Genomic DNA, 13,124 nt, shown 5'->3' with positions numbered 1-13,124 from the left:
TGCGAGAGGATCACCATGCGCTCGCCCCTGGCCGCGAACAGCAGGGTGCGTTGATTGCCGTAGTCGAGGGCGTACACCGGCACCTTGTCGGCGCCGACCGCCAGTTCGCCGGCGCGGCGCAGCTGCGTGTCCTTCAGCGCCACCTTGCCGGCTTCTTCCAGCAGGCGCGCCAGGTTGCCGCGCGTGACAGCGATGGCGTAATGCTTGAGGGTGCCGTCCGCGTCGCGCCAGAGGGCCACTTCCGCCGGCTGGTCGAGCACCATGCGAATCAGTTCGTCGCCCCAATTGAGCTCGTGTTCGTAGGCGATGCGGCGCAGGCTGCCCTTCAGGCCGAGCCGGTCTTCGCCTTGTTCGTAGTAGAAGACGAAGTCCTCGCGCAGCACGTCGCGCGCGAGCGGGATGGTGAGCAGGTCGCGCGGCAGCGTCGACAGGCTGGGCGTCAGGATCAGCGCGTCGGGCTTCGACAAATCGAGCTCGAGGCTGTTGACCCGCCCGAGATAATCCCAGCTGAAACTGCGATAGGTGACGAACGCGCCGACGCTCAGCACACAGGCAATCAGGACCTTACCGACTTTTCTCTTATTCATGGGCAGCCGCTCTACGCAAGTTTCCTAGTTGTAATGGAGAATTGGCGAAAACGCAATGTCGGGCGCATGGGGCAGCGGGGCTGTCGTCGCCTGCCGCGCAGGCGGAAAGGGCGCTCGTTTCGTGACAATTTCACGGATGCCGCCCAAATTCGCTCGGGCACGCGGGTTTTTCGGCATGGTGGCGTGAGAATGCGCGAGATTGTCCAGCGTCGCGGGGCCAGGCCAGGCCGGGCGAAGCGAAAGTCGGCCGCGCAGAGCCTTTTCGGCAGCGGCACGCTACGCAAACTATTTTTCACGCTTGTTGGTAATTTGCCACCACCTGGCCGGCGCGACGGCGCCGCTTGCAATAGGCGACCACGTCCGATCCTGACGACCCCATGATCATTGCCTCCGCACTCGACTTCCGCGCAGCCGCCCGCCGCAGGCTGCCACCTTTCCTGTTCCACTACGTCGATGGCGGCGCCGCGCCGGGCGCGCGTTTGTGTATGCGCCGGCGACCGGCGGCCAGGCCGGCGTCGAACAGCTGCTGGCGATCCTGGAAAATGAGTTGAGGACGGCCATGGTGCTGACCGGCGTGAAGTCGGTGCGCGAGATCGGGCCGGAGCTGCTGGTGGGCCCTTGAGGTATGCTTGCCAGCCTGTCCTGTCACGCGCGTCGCCTTCGATGAAAACACGCCGCACATCCCTCCGCCTGGTCCTTGCGCTAGCCGCCTCCGTGCCGCTGGCAGCGTCGGCCGCCTGCGTCTTCCATTGCGAATCGGCCGACTGTGCCTGGGAAAAGGTGGCGCCTCCCGCCTGCACCCAGGCCGAGCCCTTCCATTCCGAGGAAAAGTGGAAAGCCTATGCGGACGGCCTCAAGACGCGCGATGCGCCCTTGCAGACGCTGCTTGCCGAACTCAAAGCCCTGCATTTTTCGTGCGCGCGGGCCCGCCGCGATCTCCACCGTTGGGATTGCGGCCGCGTGTTGAAAACCAGTGAGGCCTGCGCCGAACATACGACGCTGACGATCCGGAAGCGCCACCAGCCGGCGCGCCGGGCGCGCCGCGCGCGGCCATCCCGGATCCCGCGCTGCTGGCGTTTTCACCGCCCGCAAGCGATACCCGCTTGGGCGAGATGGTCACGTATTACACGAGTGGTTGCTCGCACTGATTCCGTTGGCGGGTCATGAACCCGTTTCATCAATCGGTGCCGAGCCGGCCTTCGCGTTGCCACGGTGACCCAGCAATTGATGAATTCCATTCATAAGGTCAAACAAATCCCCGTGCGCTCGGCCTATGCATTTGGCATTACCATTCGTGGTCTCGCGCACCGGCCCTGATCCGGCCGGCGCCCATGCACCATTGAAAAGGATATGCCATGACCGTCAAAGCCTACGGCGCCCACGCCGCCGACAAATCGCTCGAACCCCTCGACATCACGCGCCGCGCCCCCGGCGCGCACGACGTGCAGATCGACATCGCCTTCTGCGGCGTCTGCCACTCCGACCTGCACACGGTGCGCAGCGAGTGGGCCGGCACCCTGTACCCGTGCGTGCCCGGACACGAGATCGTCGGGCGCGTCTCCGCCGTGGGCGAGCATATACACGGCTTCCAGGTGGACGACCTGGTCGGCGTCGGCTGCATGGTCGACAGCTGCCGCCACTGCGCCGACTGCGAGGCCGGCCTCGAAAACTACTGCGACACCATGGTCGGTACCTACAATGGCCCCACCGCCGACGCACCCGGCCACACCCTGGGCGGCTATTCGCAGCAGGTGGTCGTGCACGAGCATTTCGTGCTGCGCATCCGGCACGCCGAAGACCAGCTTGCGGCCGTCGCGCCGCTGCTCTGCGCCGGCATCACGACCTGGTCGCCGCTGCGCCACTGGAAGGCCGGTCCCGGCAAGCGCGTGGGCGTGGTCGGCATCGGCGGCCTCGGTCACATGGGCCTGAAGCTGGCGCGCGCCCTCGGTGCGCACGTGGTGGCATTCACGACCTCGGAATCGAAGCGCACCGAAGCCCGGCGCTGGGCGCGCACGAGGTGGTGGTCTCGCGCGACCGTGCCGCCATGGCCGAGCACGCGAAGAGCCTGGACCTGATCGTCAACACGGTGGCCGCGCCGCACGACCTCGACGCATTCCTGTCGCTGCTCAAGCGCGACGGCACCATGGTACTGGTCGGCGCGCCGGCCACGCCGCACCCGTCGCCGCAGGTGTTCAACCTGATCATGAAGCGGCGCGCGCTGGCCGGCTCGATGATCGGCGGGATTCCCGAGACCCAGGAAATGCTCGACTTCTGCGCCGAGCACGGCATCGTCGCCGACATCGAGATGATCCGGGCTGACGAAATCAACGCTGCCTACGAGCGCATGCTCGAAGGCGACGTCAAGTACCGCTTCGTGATCGACAACGCCACGCTCGCCGTCTGAGCGGCATCCCTTGGCGCTCCGGCGCCTCCCTGGACCTTGTTTTCATGCGATTGCGCCCTGGGCGCAATCGCTGGGGCAGCTTTTTTCTCTCGCATCATGCAAACCATTCCACCTCCCAGCCCTGGCCAGGCCGTCGAGCGCTCCGCCGCTTGGGGCGCCGTCTTCGCGATGGCGCTCGGCGCCTTTACCCTGGTCGCCTCCGAATTCATGCCGGTCAGCCTGCTCACGCCGCTTGCCGCCGACCTGGGCGTCACCGAAGGCCAGGCAGGGCAGGGCATCGCCATTTCCGGCGCCTTTGCGCTCGTGACCAGCCTGTTTATCGGCTCGCTCGCGGGCAGGCTCGATCGCAAGACCCTGCTGCTCGCGCTGACCCTCCTGATGATGGTCTCCGGCGCGGTCGCGGCCTTTGCGCCGAATTACGCGCTCTTCATGCTGGGGCGCGCGCTGATCGGGGTCGCCATCGGCGGCTTCTGGTCGATGTCGGCCGCCACCGCGATGCGCCTGGTGCCGCTGCACGAGGTGCCGCGCGCACTCGCCATCGTCAATGGCGGCAACGCGCTCGCCACCGTGGTGGCCGCGCCGCTCGGGGCCTTTCTTGGTTCCGTCATCGGCTGGCGCGGTGCATTCTTCTGCGTGGTGCCGGTGGCGGCGCTCGCGTTGATCTGGAAGTTGGCCAGCCTGCCGCCGATGCCGGCCCGGACAGGCATGGGCGCGGGCGGTATCCTGCGGCTGCTGCGCCGCACTCCCGTGGCCTATGGCATGGCGGCGGTGAGCCTGTTCTTCATGGGCCAGTTCGCGCTCTTTACCTACCTGCGCCCCTTCCTCGAAACGGTGACGGGCGTTGGGGTGACGACGCTGTCGCTGATGCTGCTGGCGGTCGGCGTGGCGGGTTTCGTCGGCACGGCGCTGATCGGCCGCCTGCTGCAGGGCCGCCTGTACCGGCTGCTGGTGATCATGCCGCTGGCGATGGCGGCGCTGGCGCTGGGCCTGATCGCCTGTGGCGCATCGGTGCCGGCCACATGCCTGCTGTTGGCCATCTGGGGCCTGGTCGGCACCTCGGCGCCGGTCGGCTGGTGGACCTGGCTGGCGCAAACCCTGCCGCACGAAGCCGAGGCGGGCGGTGGCCTGATGGTGGCGGTGGTGCAGCTGGCCATCATGCTGGGCGCCACGCTTGGCGGCCTGCTGTTCGACGCCAGCGGCTACCGCGCCACCTTCAGCCTGAGTGCCGGCCTGCTGCTGGCGTCAAGCGCGCTGGCATGGCTGGCGGCACGGGCCGACGGTTGCGGCAGCCCGGCCGCGGCCGCGCTCACGCCTTCAGGCGCAGCGCGTCGATGACGACCGAGACGGCGCGCGAGGTATTGCGCCGGCTCGGATAATAGGCATGCAGGCCGGGGAAGCGCGGCCACCAGTCGGGCATGACGGCGACCAGGGCGCCGCTCTCCAGGTGCGGCTCGACCAGGCTCTCGGGCAGGAAGGCCAGGCCGCAGCCACCGAGGGCCGCGTTGAGGATGGCATAGGCGCTGGTGAACACTGCCTGGCCGCGCACGCGTGCCTCGACAAGCTGGCCTTCGTGCTCGAGCTCCCAGGCATACAGGCCGCCGCTGCTGGCCAGGCGCAGGTTGATGCAGTTGTGTTTCAGGAGCTCGGCCAGGTTGACCGGCGTGGCATGCCAGTCGAAATAGGCCGGGGCGCCGACGATCATCATGCGCACGTCTGCCGTGAGGCGCACGGCGACCATGTCCTTGTCGACCTGGTCGCCGTGGCGTACGCCGATGTCGTAGCGCTCGGCGGCGATGTCGACCATGCGGTAGTCCGAACTGATCTCGACGTGCAGGTCGGGATACTGGCGCAGCAGCGGCGCGATGCGCGGCCACAGGATGGTGTCGACGACGTGGTCGATGGCGGTAATGCGCACCGTGCCGGTGGGCTTGTCGCCCATGTCGCTGATGGCGGCCAGCTCGGCCTCGATTTCCGCCAGGCGCGGCGCCACGTTCTGCAGCAGCCGCTCGCCCGCTTCGGTGGGCGAGACGCTGCGCGTGGTGCGCGTCAGCAGGCGCACGCCAAGCCGGTTCTCCAGGCCGCGCACGATGTGGCTGAGCGCAGACTGCGTCATGCCGAGTTTGCCCGCCGCGCGCGTGAAGCTGCGCTCGCGGGCGACGGCGAAGAAGACGAGGATGTCGTTGATGTTGTCGCGGGCCATGCTGGGTGCTCGGTGAAGGAGTGGTGCCGGATAGGCGGGGATTCATGATACCGCGTCCGTAATATGTGGGCCCATTCATGCTGCGGGCTCATGAACCGGCGCAACAGGGCGCCCCGTGCGCCGCGCGCGCCGTAAAATGGCTCGCGCGGGAAGGCCTGCGCCAACACAGGAGGAAACCACGTGATCGAGTTTCACCGGGCTGCACTGAACGAAGCTTGCCGCGCGTTCGCGACCTGCGTCTATCCGGGCGCGATGCAGCCCTCGAACGATATCGTCGAGACCTTCGCCCACAAGCTCGAAGAGATCGCGCTCGGCCATGTCGACTTCGTCGTTTCGCTGGGGCGCGACCCGAACCTGGTCACGCGCGCCGTCGATTACCTGCGCGAGGCCCACGGCCTGCCCGGGCGCGGCATCGACCTGACCTGGTTCGGCCAGATGCTCGACTGCCTGGTCGAGCTGGCGGTGCCGGGGACGAGCTATTCGGGCGACGCGCTGCTGTTCCTGAGCGACGTCCGCGAAGGCATCGAGCTGGCGATCGAGGACGCACAGGCGTCGGAATAGCAGGCACCCGCGGCCTGGAGTTCGCCCTGCCTTTGCGCTATCCTGTCGCCCCGATACGAACAAGAGCAGGCGCACGATGGACCACCCCGATTCCCCGACTCCCGCCGGCGCGCGCCTGCCGCCGCGCCTGGCCGATACCCTGCCGGCCTCAATCGAGGAAGCGCTGGAGAAGAAGGCGGCGCGCGAACGCAGGGATGCAGGCGTGCGCGGGGTCAGCTCCATCGAAGCGATGCGCGTGGCGATCAGGGAAGCGGCGCGCGACCTGCCGCCGCTGCCTGTGGTGCCGCGCCTGGGGCGTCTGTCTCCCGACGCTTTCGCGCGCGAGGCTGCCCGCGGCCTGCCGTTCCTGATCGACGGCGTGGTGGGACGCTGGCCGCTCTCGGCCTTGACGCCCCGGACCCTGCTGGAAGAGTTCCCGTCGCTGCCGGTGCGCGCGCGTCGGCGACTACGTCAACACGGCCTTCGCCCCCGACCGCGCAATGCAGGACATGTCGATGCGCGACTACCTCGAGCGCGTCGCCGCAGGCATTGACGCTCTGCCGCCTTATCTCGGCAACCTCGAACTACGCGCGCTGAACCGCTTCTGCCACTGGCCCGCGTATTTCAGCAGGCCCGGCCCGCCGCGCTTCTGGATCGGCCCCGCGGGCACGGTGACGCCGCTGCATGCCGACTACGACGACAACCTGTTCGCCCAGGGTCTGGGGCAGCAAGCGGATCTTCCTGGCGCCGCCGCACCACGACGCCTACCTGTCCCCGTATGAAGCCAATGCGCTGCTGTTCGGCTCTCCCTTCGACCCGGAAGCGCCGGACTATGCGCGCTTCCCGCTGGCGCGCCAGGCGGCGCTGGTCGAGTGCGTCGTCGGGCCGGGCGAGATGCTGTATGTGCCGGCCGGCTGGTTCCACCAGGTGCGCTCGCTGAGCTTTTCGCTGTCCTCGAACCGCTGGTCGCGCGCTGCCGCTGGCGCTGGCGGGACGGCGCGTGTAGTTCAGCGGTTGTCGCCGCGCTCGTCGACTTCGCGCTGCCCTTCGGCGTGGTCGAGCGTGCGCGCGCGCGGCAGGTGCCAGTCGAAGCGCACGGCCGCCATCCGCAGGCCGAAGCACAGCGCGGCGCCGGCGCAGGCGGTAGCGGTGGTCGGCAGCGCCAGCGCGTCGCCCAGCACGACGACGCCCGCACCGGCCAGCGCCGCCACGGCGTAGATATCCGAGCGGAACACGGCCGGCACGTTCGAGAGCAGCACATCGCGCGCGATGCCCCCGCCTATCCCCGTCAGCATGCCCAGCAGGGCCGCCATCATCGGCTCGAGGTGGAATACCAGCGCCTTCTGGGCGCCTGCCACGCAGAACAGCGCCAGGCCGACCGCATCGAAGAACAGGACCGGGCTGCGCAGGCGATTGATGAAGGGGTACCAGAAGAAGATGACGATGCCGGCCAGGATCGAGACGGCGAGATAACGCCAGTCGCTGATCGCGGCGGGCGGCGTCGCGCCGATCAGCAGGTCGCGCACGATGCCGCCCGAATTGGCGGCCACAAAGGAGAGCACCAGCACGCCGAAGATGTCGAGGCGGCGGCGCGCGCCGGCGGTGGCGCCGGAGAGGGCAAAGACGAAGGTGCCGACCAGGTCGAGCGTGAGCACGAGGGTCTTGATGGCGGCCCCCACGTCGAGGGAAAGGACTGCGAACACGGTGTGATGCCTCTGGATGAATGACGATCTGTGCTCGGCCCGGTGTGTCCGGCGCCGGCGAAACCTGCCATGGTACCGCAGCCGGCGGGATTTCCGCACGCGGGCTGGAAAATCCGGTATTGGCGGATTAGCCACAAGGAGTAGACAGGTGGTAACAGGCTCGGTAGACTTCCGCCATTGTCATTTGGCAATTAGCCGACCGAGCATGACGCTTCGCGTTTCCCCGATTACCTTCCCGTCCCCAGCCGCGCTGGCGCTTTGCGCGGCGCTGGCCCTGGCCGGATGCGCCACCACGAAAGCGCCGTCGCTGGCCGACTTCGCCAGCGACGGCTGCAGCATGTTCCCGGACGGCGCGCTGGTGGGCAAGGTCGACTGGTGCAACTGCTGCGTCGCCCACGACCTGGCCTACTGGCGTGGCGGCACCGCCGAGGAGCGGCTGCAGGCCGACCGCGATCTGAGCAACTGCGTCCGCGCCGCCGCCGGCAGCCAGGTCCTGGCCACGACCATGCTCGCCGGGTGCGCAGCAGCGGCGGCGTACCGTACTTCCCGACCAGCTACCGCTGGGGCTACGGCTGGCCTTACGGCCGGACCTACGCGCCCCTGTCGGGCCAGGAGGAGGCGCAGGCCGCGCGGCTGCGCGAAAAATACATGAGCGAGCGCCCCGGCCTGGCCTGCGGCAAACCGGGCACGATCGTTGCCGCCACCAACCCGCCTGCGGGAGCCAACGCCGTTGCCAGCGCCGTCGGCGGCGCCGGCAAAGCGCAATGACAGCCATTGGCCGCAGTGCGCTGTACGCCCCGCACCATCCCTATTGAATGTCGAAGACAGGAACAGCATGCACATCCGCTCCAGTAAGCAGTTCGCCCTCCGCTTGACAAGCCTTGCCCTCGTGCTGACCCTGGGCGCCTGCGCCTCGGACACCACGAAACGCATGGGCGACGCTGCCGTGACGCCCCTGAACGACCTGAACGTCGTGCGCGCCGATATCCCGGATGTGCTCGAGCAAGCGCAGAAGGCACCGTACGTGATGCCCAGGGATGCCACCTGCATCGTGCTGTCGGTCGAGATCCGCAAGCTCGACGAAGTGCTCGGCGCCGACCTCGATGCCCCGGTCTCGGACACGCGCCCCTCGCTGATGGAGCGCGCCTCGACGCTGGCCAACGAACAGGCCATCAACGCGGTGCAGCGCACGGCGCAGGACCTGATTCCCTTCCGCGGCTGGGTGCGCAAGCTGAGCGGCGCCGAACGCTATTCGAAGAAGGTGGCGGCGGCGATCGCCGCAGGCTCGGTGCGCCGGGCCTTCCTGAAGGGCGTGGCGGCCTCGCAGGTCTGCCAGTGGCAGAACCTCCCGGTCGAGGCAGTCAAGAGCGGCGGCGTCCCCGAGGTCGCCGCCGCCACCGCGCCTGCCACGAAAGAGTAAATGCGCGAGCGCAGGCCGCCCCGCTACCGGGGAGCGTCACGACCTGGAAGGACGAGCAGGGCTACGGCTTCATCACGCCCAACGGCGGTGGCCCCGCGGTCTTCCTGCATGTCAGCGCCGTGGGCGGTGGCGGACGCCCGGCCCGGGCGACGTCGTCACCTACCACCTGTCGGCCAGCGACAAGGGGCAGCCGCGCGCGGCGAACGTGATGTTCGTGGATGCCGGTACGGGACAGTCCCCGCCGAGACCCGGCCGCGCCATGCTGACCGCGCTCCTCTGTGCGGCGATCCTGGCGCTGTGCGTCGTCAAGAGCAGGCTGCCGGCCTGGATCGCCGGTATGCTCGCCTGCGTCAACCTGCTCACCTTCTTCGCGTATGCGGCCGACAAGGCCGCGCGGCGCGCGGCGGCCGGCGCCGGACGCCCGAGGACACCCTGCACGTCCTCGGCCTGCTAGGGGGCTGGCCGGCGGCGCTGGTGGCGCAACAGATGTTCCGGCACAAGACGCGCAAGCAATCGTTTCGCCGCGCCTTCCGGATCACGGTGGTCCTCAACTGCGCGGTGCTGGCCTGGCTGGTGTCGCACTGGGGCCTGGCCTGGCTGCGCCTGCACGGCCTTGGCTGACGCAGGGCGCGTCCACCGCTATTCGATCGGGTCGCGCAGCAGCACCTTGTGCATCTCGTTGTTATTGTGCGTCAGCTCCCTGAGCAGCTGGTCGAAGGGCATGGCGCCCCAGTCCACCGCACGCCGCAGCAGCGCCGGCACCGGGCTGTGGGGCTCGAGCTGGGCGAGATAGTCGGCAAGCTCGCGCAGGCGCGCATAGGCTTCCGAGCGGCTCGCGATCGTTGCGGCCTGGCCCGGCGGGGCCACGGGGGCGAGCGGCACCGGCATATCCTTTGCAGCCTCGGCGATTGGCGCTTGCGGCGGCGGTACCGGCGCCGGCCGCTCCGGGCGCTCGCTCATCCACCCCTGCACCACGCGGCGGGCTTCGTCCAGCAGGCCGCGCAAGCGGTGCAGCGGCGGCGCGTCCTTCGCCAGCTGGCGCTCCAGCACATCGTGCAGGCGTTTGGCGCTGGCGGCCCAGTCTTCCAGTTCGGCCAGCGTCGACGCCAGCTCGGCCCATGGCAGCGCGCGTACCTGCAGCAGCACCTGGCCGCGCGTCAGGACACCGGCGTTGGCAGCCGCGGCAGGCTTCTTGTCGCCCGCCTTGCGTTCGCTGTTGTCCATCGCCAGCGCTTCGCGCCAGGCGGCCAGCGTTACCTCGTGCGCGTCGACGCCGCTACCGCGCAGCAGCGGCACCCGCACCAGCAGTGCGCGGCTCCAGTGCTCGTCCAGCCAGGCCAGGGGGCGGTGCGGAATTCGATATCGCCGTCCCGCGGCAGCGGATGCAGCGATTCCCACAAGCGTTCGCACAACAATGCGACCAGCCGGTGGCACGCACGCCGCCGGCCAGGCCCTCGAGTGCGATCCAGGCTTCGCCCAGCCAGGCCGCCACCTGCAGGTCCTTGCTGCGCGTGGCCAGCGCCTCGCGGCACAGGCGCGCCGCCAGCGGCCAGTCGGCCCGTTTCAGCTCCGCCGTCCAGACGCCGCGCGGCAGGGTCGGATCGTCCTCGCGGCGGGCTTCGGCGATGGCGTCGAACTCCGGTCCGTGCAGCAGGTCGTCCCCGCCCGGGCTGGCGTCGCTGATCGGTAGCAGCAGGGCGTCGAACGCATCGTCCTGTGGATCGTCGCGCTTCATGGTGCGCTTCCTTTGTCGTTGAGATAGGCCGGTAGCGGCGGCGCGGCGGTGCCCGGGAAGGCGGGCATTGCCGGGGACTCAAGCTTGCCGTGGCGGGCGACGGCCAGGCGGGCATAGGCCACGGTGGTTGCCGGCGTGCCGGCGGCGTCGCGCGTCGGTACTGCAAAGCGCAGCATGCCGCCCTGGCGCGCTTCGCGTTCGCCCAATTCCGACAGGGGCGCCGCGTGCTCGCGCAGCACGCGCAGCAAGGCCCGGGGTCGTCGTAGTGCCAGCTGGCGTTGCGGCCATCGACCCGCATGGCGGGACGCGCCGGGTCCGGGCTTGGGCTCACCTCGCTGTTCTTCGCCCAGCGCAGGCGCAGCGTGATCGGCTGGCCGACGCGCCAGGCCACCCCGGGTGCACCGCCCGCCAGCGGCGGCGCCAGCGCGTCCCCGGCTTCGACGGCCCACTCGATGATCTGGTCGGCGCCCTTTTCGCGGGCGCGGTTCAGGCGAAACTGCGGCCACAGGTCGAGGGCCGCCACGCCGCCGGCGGGGTCCTCGGCCAGCATGGCGCCCAGCAGGGTCCGCGCGGCATCCAGGCGGTCGAGGAAGGCGACAGCGGCCGCCGAACGCGCGTCCTTCTGGCGCGCCAGCGGCCCGCGCGTCCCCGGCAGGTGCCGCTCCAGCAAGGCCAGCAGCTGACGTACCGCATCGGGGTCGCTCGGCGCCGCCTCGAGGTTGGCGGCGAAGGGGAAGCGCCCGAGCAGCTGCTGCTCGAAGTGGCCGGCGATGGCTTCGTAACCGGCGCGGGCAAGGCTTGCCTGCAAGGCCAGGCAGCGCGGCCGGAAGGTGGCTGCCGCGCGGCCGAGGCGGCGGCCCGAAATAGTCACCGCCGCCCGTGCCGCGGGCCAGCCGAACCGCGCAGTTGACACTGTCGAGTTCGGCCACGTCGGTGCCCAGCCAGGCTTCGAGCTTCTGCAGCGCGCCGCCCGGGCTTGGCACTGCGCCGCGCCAGCTCGGCGTCGATGCCCGACCACTCGGCCAGCAGCGGCCGGGCATCGACCGGCGTGCCGGCCCCCTCCTGGGCCAGCCAGGCGCGCGCGCCCTTGCTGGCGGCGGCCAGCTCGGTGAGGACGTTCAGCTGGCTTTCCAGGTAGTCCGGCAGCTCGGCCGGGCCTTCCAGGCCATAGGCCGCCAGGGCGCCGCCGCGGCTGCCGTCCCAGCCGGCGGCCGCGCCCGCGTCGGGCAGATAGAGTTTGCCGGCGTCGGCAGCTGCCGCCACGCTGCGTACCAGGCTTGCCGCCTGGCGGTCGAGCAGGCCACGCCAGCGTTCGGCCAGCATGCCCAGTTCCAGCTTGCGCAGGTCGGCCAGCAGCGGCACCAGGTGGCTGCGGGCATCGTCGAAGTTGGCGCAGCGCCAGCGCGCGTCGCACTGTGCCGGCAGCACCGCGGCCGCCAGTTCGCGCTCGACCAGGACGGCCGCCTGCGAGCGGGCCAGGCGCCGCAGCGCGTCCTGGTAGGCGGGCGGGGCCTTGGCCAGCTCTGCCCCCTCATAGGCTTGCAGGTCGGCCGCGGCGGTGCGCGCCGCCTGCAGGCGCGCGTCGTCCCAGGTCCAGGGCAGGGCGCCGTCGGGCAGGGCCGCACCCGGCGTGCCCGTCCCCCTGGGCGAACGGGTGCTGCAGCAGGCGGCCGAGGGCTTCCTCCAGGCCGGCCAGGTCCTCGTTCACCAGCAGCTGCTTGCCTTCGGCATAGGCCAGCACCGGCGTGGCGCCGCTGCTGTCGGCGTCGACGCTGCTGCGAAACGCCGCCTGGCGCGCCACGACCTCGTCGGCCAGCTGGCCAGCAATGTCCGGGCCGAGCAGGCGCGACTTGCGGATGCGCGCATCCAGGTTGGCATAGGCTTCGCCCGGGCCAGGCGGCCGTCGGCCATCCAGGCGACATCGGTACGGGCGAGCAGGGTACGCAGCTTGCCGATGTCGGCCTGCAGGCCGGCCAGCTCGCCACTCTCGCTGTTCGGGTTGGCGGCCAGCGCGCGCACGCCGCGCACCAGCTCGCGCTGCAGCGTTGCCAGCTCGTTAGCACCGAACAGGTGCTCGAGCCAGGCCCGGTGCAGCACCTTCAGGTGCTTGCGAAAGCGCGTGGCATCGTGCTGGCGTTCGCGCCCGTTCGTGCCCGTGGTGCTGTCGCGCACGGCACGGTCGAACAGTGTCACGCTGCGGCTCGTGCCCGGGTTCAGCTTCAGGCCGAACAGGTAGGAGAACAGGGCGGTGGCGTCCTGCCAGGTACCGCCGCGCACCCCGGCCAGGGTCTCGAAGCGGGCGTGCTGGTATTCGAATTCGAGGGTCGCGGCGACGAATTCGCGCATGGCGACAAATTCCGCCATGCGCTCGGGCGAGGCAAACAGGGCGCTGGCCGCCGCTGGCGCCGGCGCGTCCGCCGTCAAGCGCGCGGCGCGTTCGTCGGGGGGCCTCGTCCAGGCTGTCGAACAGCACCTTCTCGTAATAGCTGCGAAACGCGCCCTGGACCTCGGGTTCGAGACCGCCGCAGCAGGCGA

General features: G+C 69.9%; 20 protein-coding genes and 3 pseudogenes. 14 read left to right on the top strand and 9 right to left on the bottom strand.

Annotated elements, in window-relative coordinates; all coding sequences use genetic code 11:
- Positions 1 to 41: 41 nt before the first annotated feature.
- Positions 42 to 587, bottom strand: a pseudogene (locus tag G4G28_RS29240) (DUF2138 family protein); the annotation flags it as partial.
- A 481-nt stretch (positions 588 to 1,068) separates the two neighbouring features.
- Here G4G28_RS29240 and G4G28_RS13680 point away from each other — a divergent pair.
- The 4 genes and pseudogenes from G4G28_RS13680 (at position 1,069) to G4G28_RS13665 (ending at position 4,326) form a co-directional block, all read left to right on the top strand.
- Positions 1,069 to 1,209, top strand: a complete 141-nt coding sequence (locus tag G4G28_RS13680; protein ID WP_183107470.1) for an alpha-hydroxy-acid oxidizing protein — start codon at positions 1,069 to 1,071, stop codon at positions 1,207 to 1,209.
- A 41-nt stretch (positions 1,210 to 1,250) separates the two neighbouring features.
- Positions 1,251 to 1,754: a hypothetical protein gene (locus tag G4G28_RS13675; protein ID WP_182988682.1), complete on the top strand. Its 504-nt coding sequence runs from the start codon at positions 1,251 to 1,253 to the stop codon at positions 1,752 to 1,754.
- Between the two features lie 188 nt (positions 1,755 to 1,942).
- Positions 1,943 to 2,991 (top strand): annotated as a pseudogene (locus tag G4G28_RS13670) (NAD(P)-dependent alcohol dehydrogenase).
- Positions 2,992 to 3,087: 96 nt separating this feature from the next.
- The gene (locus G4G28_RS13665) at positions 3,088 to 4,326 is read left to right on the top strand and encodes an MFS transporter (protein WP_183107469.1); all 1,239 of its coding nucleotides are present in this window, start codon (positions 3,088 to 3,090) and stop codon (positions 4,324 to 4,326) included.
- Here the strand turns inward: G4G28_RS13665 and G4G28_RS13660 are convergent.
- Positions 4,298 to 5,191, bottom strand: coding sequence for a LysR family transcriptional regulator (locus tag G4G28_RS13660; protein WP_182991821.1), 894 nt, complete (start codon positions 5,189 to 5,191; stop codon positions 4,298 to 4,300). The genes G4G28_RS13665 and G4G28_RS13660 overlap by 29 nt on opposite strands.
- Before the next feature lie 180 nt (positions 5,192 to 5,371).
- Between G4G28_RS13660 and G4G28_RS13655 the strand changes: the two genes are divergently transcribed.
- From G4G28_RS13655 to G4G28_RS29225, 4 genes and pseudogenes are all read left to right on the top strand, one after another.
- Entirely contained in the window at positions 5,372 to 5,752 is a 381-nt protein-coding gene (locus G4G28_RS13655) for a hypothetical protein (RefSeq protein ID WP_182988680.1), read from the top strand.
- Positions 5,753 to 5,828: 76 nt separating this feature from the next.
- The gene (locus G4G28_RS29235; protein ID WP_374039731.1) at positions 5,829 to 6,284 is read left to right on the top strand and encodes a hypothetical protein; all 456 of its coding nucleotides are present in this window, start codon (positions 5,829 to 5,831) and stop codon (positions 6,282 to 6,284) included.
- Positions 6,247 to 6,513, top strand: a complete 267-nt coding sequence (locus G4G28_RS29230) for a hypothetical protein (protein WP_374039730.1) — start codon at positions 6,247 to 6,249, stop codon at positions 6,511 to 6,513. Before G4G28_RS29235 ends, G4G28_RS29230 begins: the two co-directional genes overlap by 38 nt.
- Positions 6,416 to 6,637: pseudogene (locus G4G28_RS29225) on the top strand (cupin-like domain-containing protein); the annotation flags it as partial. The gene G4G28_RS29230 and the pseudogene G4G28_RS29225, both read left to right, overlap by 98 nt.
- Before the next feature lie 101 nt (positions 6,638 to 6,738).
- On the opposite strand, the gene G4G28_RS13645 reads toward G4G28_RS29225, so the two are convergent.
- Positions 6,739 to 7,434, bottom strand: coding sequence for a trimeric intracellular cation channel family protein (locus G4G28_RS13645; protein ID WP_182988679.1), 696 nt, complete (start codon positions 7,432 to 7,434; stop codon positions 6,739 to 6,741).
- 205 nt (positions 7,435 to 7,639) lie between these two features.
- Between G4G28_RS13645 and G4G28_RS13640 the strand changes: the two genes are divergently transcribed.
- The 5 genes from G4G28_RS13640 (at position 7,640) to G4G28_RS13625 (ending at position 9,475) form a co-directional block, all read left to right on the top strand.
- Complete coding sequence (locus G4G28_RS13640; protein ID WP_183107468.1) at positions 7,640 to 8,086, top strand: hypothetical protein; 447 nt, start codon at positions 7,640 to 7,642, stop codon at positions 8,084 to 8,086.
- A gap of 183 nt (positions 8,087 to 8,269) precedes the next feature.
- The gene (locus G4G28_RS13635; protein ID WP_182988677.1) at positions 8,270 to 8,854 is read left to right on the top strand and encodes a hypothetical protein; all 585 of its coding nucleotides are present in this window, start codon (positions 8,270 to 8,272) and stop codon (positions 8,852 to 8,854) included.
- Positions 8,770 to 9,063 (top strand): cold-shock protein, encoded by a 294-nt coding sequence (locus G4G28_RS29220; RefSeq protein ID WP_183107467.1) that lies wholly within the window; start codon positions 8,770 to 8,772, stop codon positions 9,061 to 9,063. The genes G4G28_RS13635 and G4G28_RS29220 overlap by 85 nt, the downstream gene beginning before the upstream one ends.
- Positions 9,064 to 9,113: 50 nt before the next feature.
- On the top strand, positions 9,114 to 9,308 hold the full coding sequence (locus G4G28_RS26225) for a hypothetical protein (RefSeq protein WP_229508125.1): 195 nt from the start codon (positions 9,114 to 9,116) through the stop codon (positions 9,306 to 9,308).
- Entirely contained in the window at positions 9,287 to 9,475 is a 189-nt protein-coding gene (locus G4G28_RS13625) for a DUF1294 domain-containing protein (RefSeq protein WP_229508090.1), read from the top strand. Before G4G28_RS26225 ends, G4G28_RS13625 begins: the two co-directional genes overlap by 22 nt.
- Before the next feature lie 18 nt (positions 9,476 to 9,493).
- On the opposite strand, the gene G4G28_RS13620 is transcribed toward G4G28_RS13625, so the two are convergent.
- Genes G4G28_RS13620 through G4G28_RS13610 form a run of 3 tightly spaced genes read right to left on the bottom strand, consistent with a single transcriptional unit; the run spans position 9,494 to position 10,837 of the window.
- Positions 9,494 to 10,150, bottom strand: a complete 657-nt coding sequence (locus tag G4G28_RS13620; RefSeq protein WP_210283260.1) for an ImpA family type VI secretion system protein — start codon at positions 10,148 to 10,150, stop codon at positions 9,494 to 9,496.
- Positions 10,131 to 10,589, bottom strand: a complete 459-nt coding sequence (locus G4G28_RS13615) for a type VI secretion system ImpA family N-terminal domain-containing protein (protein WP_183107465.1) — start codon at positions 10,587 to 10,589, stop codon at positions 10,131 to 10,133. Before G4G28_RS13615 ends, G4G28_RS13620 begins: the two co-directional genes overlap by 20 nt.
- Entirely contained in the window at positions 10,586 to 10,837 is a 252-nt protein-coding gene (locus tag G4G28_RS13610) for a hypothetical protein (RefSeq protein WP_182988674.1), read from the bottom strand. Before G4G28_RS13610 ends, G4G28_RS13615 begins: the two co-directional genes overlap by 4 nt.
- 17 nt (positions 10,838 to 10,854) lie before the next feature.
- Between G4G28_RS13610 and G4G28_RS13605 the strand changes: the two genes are divergently transcribed.
- Positions 10,855 to 11,499, top strand: a complete 645-nt coding sequence (locus tag G4G28_RS13605) for a hypothetical protein (protein WP_183107464.1) — start codon at positions 10,855 to 10,857, stop codon at positions 11,497 to 11,499.
- On the opposite strand, the gene G4G28_RS13600 is transcribed toward G4G28_RS13605, so the two are convergent.
- From G4G28_RS13600 to G4G28_RS13590, 3 genes are all read right to left on the bottom strand, one after another.
- On the bottom strand, positions 11,457 to 12,017 hold the full coding sequence (locus tag G4G28_RS13600; protein ID WP_183107463.1) for a hypothetical protein: 561 nt from the start codon (positions 12,015 to 12,017) through the stop codon (positions 11,457 to 11,459). The genes G4G28_RS13605 and G4G28_RS13600 overlap by 43 nt on opposite strands.
- A 103-nt stretch (positions 12,018 to 12,120) precedes the next feature.
- On the bottom strand, positions 12,121 to 12,330 hold the full coding sequence (locus G4G28_RS13595; RefSeq protein WP_183107462.1) for a hypothetical protein: 210 nt from the start codon (positions 12,328 to 12,330) through the stop codon (positions 12,121 to 12,123).
- Positions 12,294 to 13,013, bottom strand: coding sequence for a hypothetical protein (locus G4G28_RS13590; protein WP_183108514.1), 720 nt, complete (start codon positions 13,011 to 13,013; stop codon positions 12,294 to 12,296). The genes G4G28_RS13595 and G4G28_RS13590 overlap by 37 nt, the downstream gene beginning before the upstream one ends.
- Between the last annotated feature and the right edge of the window lie 111 nt (positions 13,014 to 13,124).

The organism is Massilia sp. Dwa41.01b (genome assembly GCF_014171775.1).
Lineage (GTDB): Bacteria > Pseudomonadota > Gammaproteobacteria > Burkholderiales > Burkholderiaceae_D > Telluria.
This window is presented reverse-complemented; position numbering and strand designations above follow the sequence as displayed.

Bases quoted from the DNA above. Each gene is read 5' to 3' on its own strand.
- G4G28_RS29230 (WP_374039730.1), top strand. From the start codon at position 6,247: ATGCGCGACTACCTCGAGCGCGTCGCCGCAGGCATTGACGCTCTGCCG.
- G4G28_RS13615 (WP_183107465.1), bottom strand. From the start codon at position 10,589: ATGAAGCGCGACGATCCACAGGACGATGCGTTCGACGCCCTGCTGCTA.
- G4G28_RS29235 (WP_374039731.1), top strand. From the start codon at position 5,829: ATGGACCACCCCGATTCCCCGACTCCCGCCGGCGCGCGCCTGCCGCCG.
- G4G28_RS13675 (WP_182988682.1), top strand. From the start codon at position 1,251: ATGAAAACACGCCGCACATCCCTCCGCCTGGTCCTTGCGCTAGCCGCC.
- G4G28_RS13665 (WP_183107469.1), top strand. From the start codon at position 3,088: ATGCAAACCATTCCACCTCCCAGCCCTGGCCAGGCCGTCGAGCGCTCC.
- G4G28_RS13660 (WP_182991821.1), bottom strand. From the start codon at position 5,191: ATGGCCCGCGACAACATCAACGACATCCTCGTCTTCTTCGCCGTCGCC.
- G4G28_RS13640 (WP_183107468.1), top strand. From the start codon at position 7,640: ATGACGCTTCGCGTTTCCCCGATTACCTTCCCGTCCCCAGCCGCGCTG.
- G4G28_RS26225 (WP_229508125.1), top strand. From the start codon at position 9,114: ATGCTGACCGCGCTCCTCTGTGCGGCGATCCTGGCGCTGTGCGTCGTC.
- G4G28_RS13635 (WP_182988677.1), top strand. From the start codon at position 8,270: ATGCACATCCGCTCCAGTAAGCAGTTCGCCCTCCGCTTGACAAGCCTT.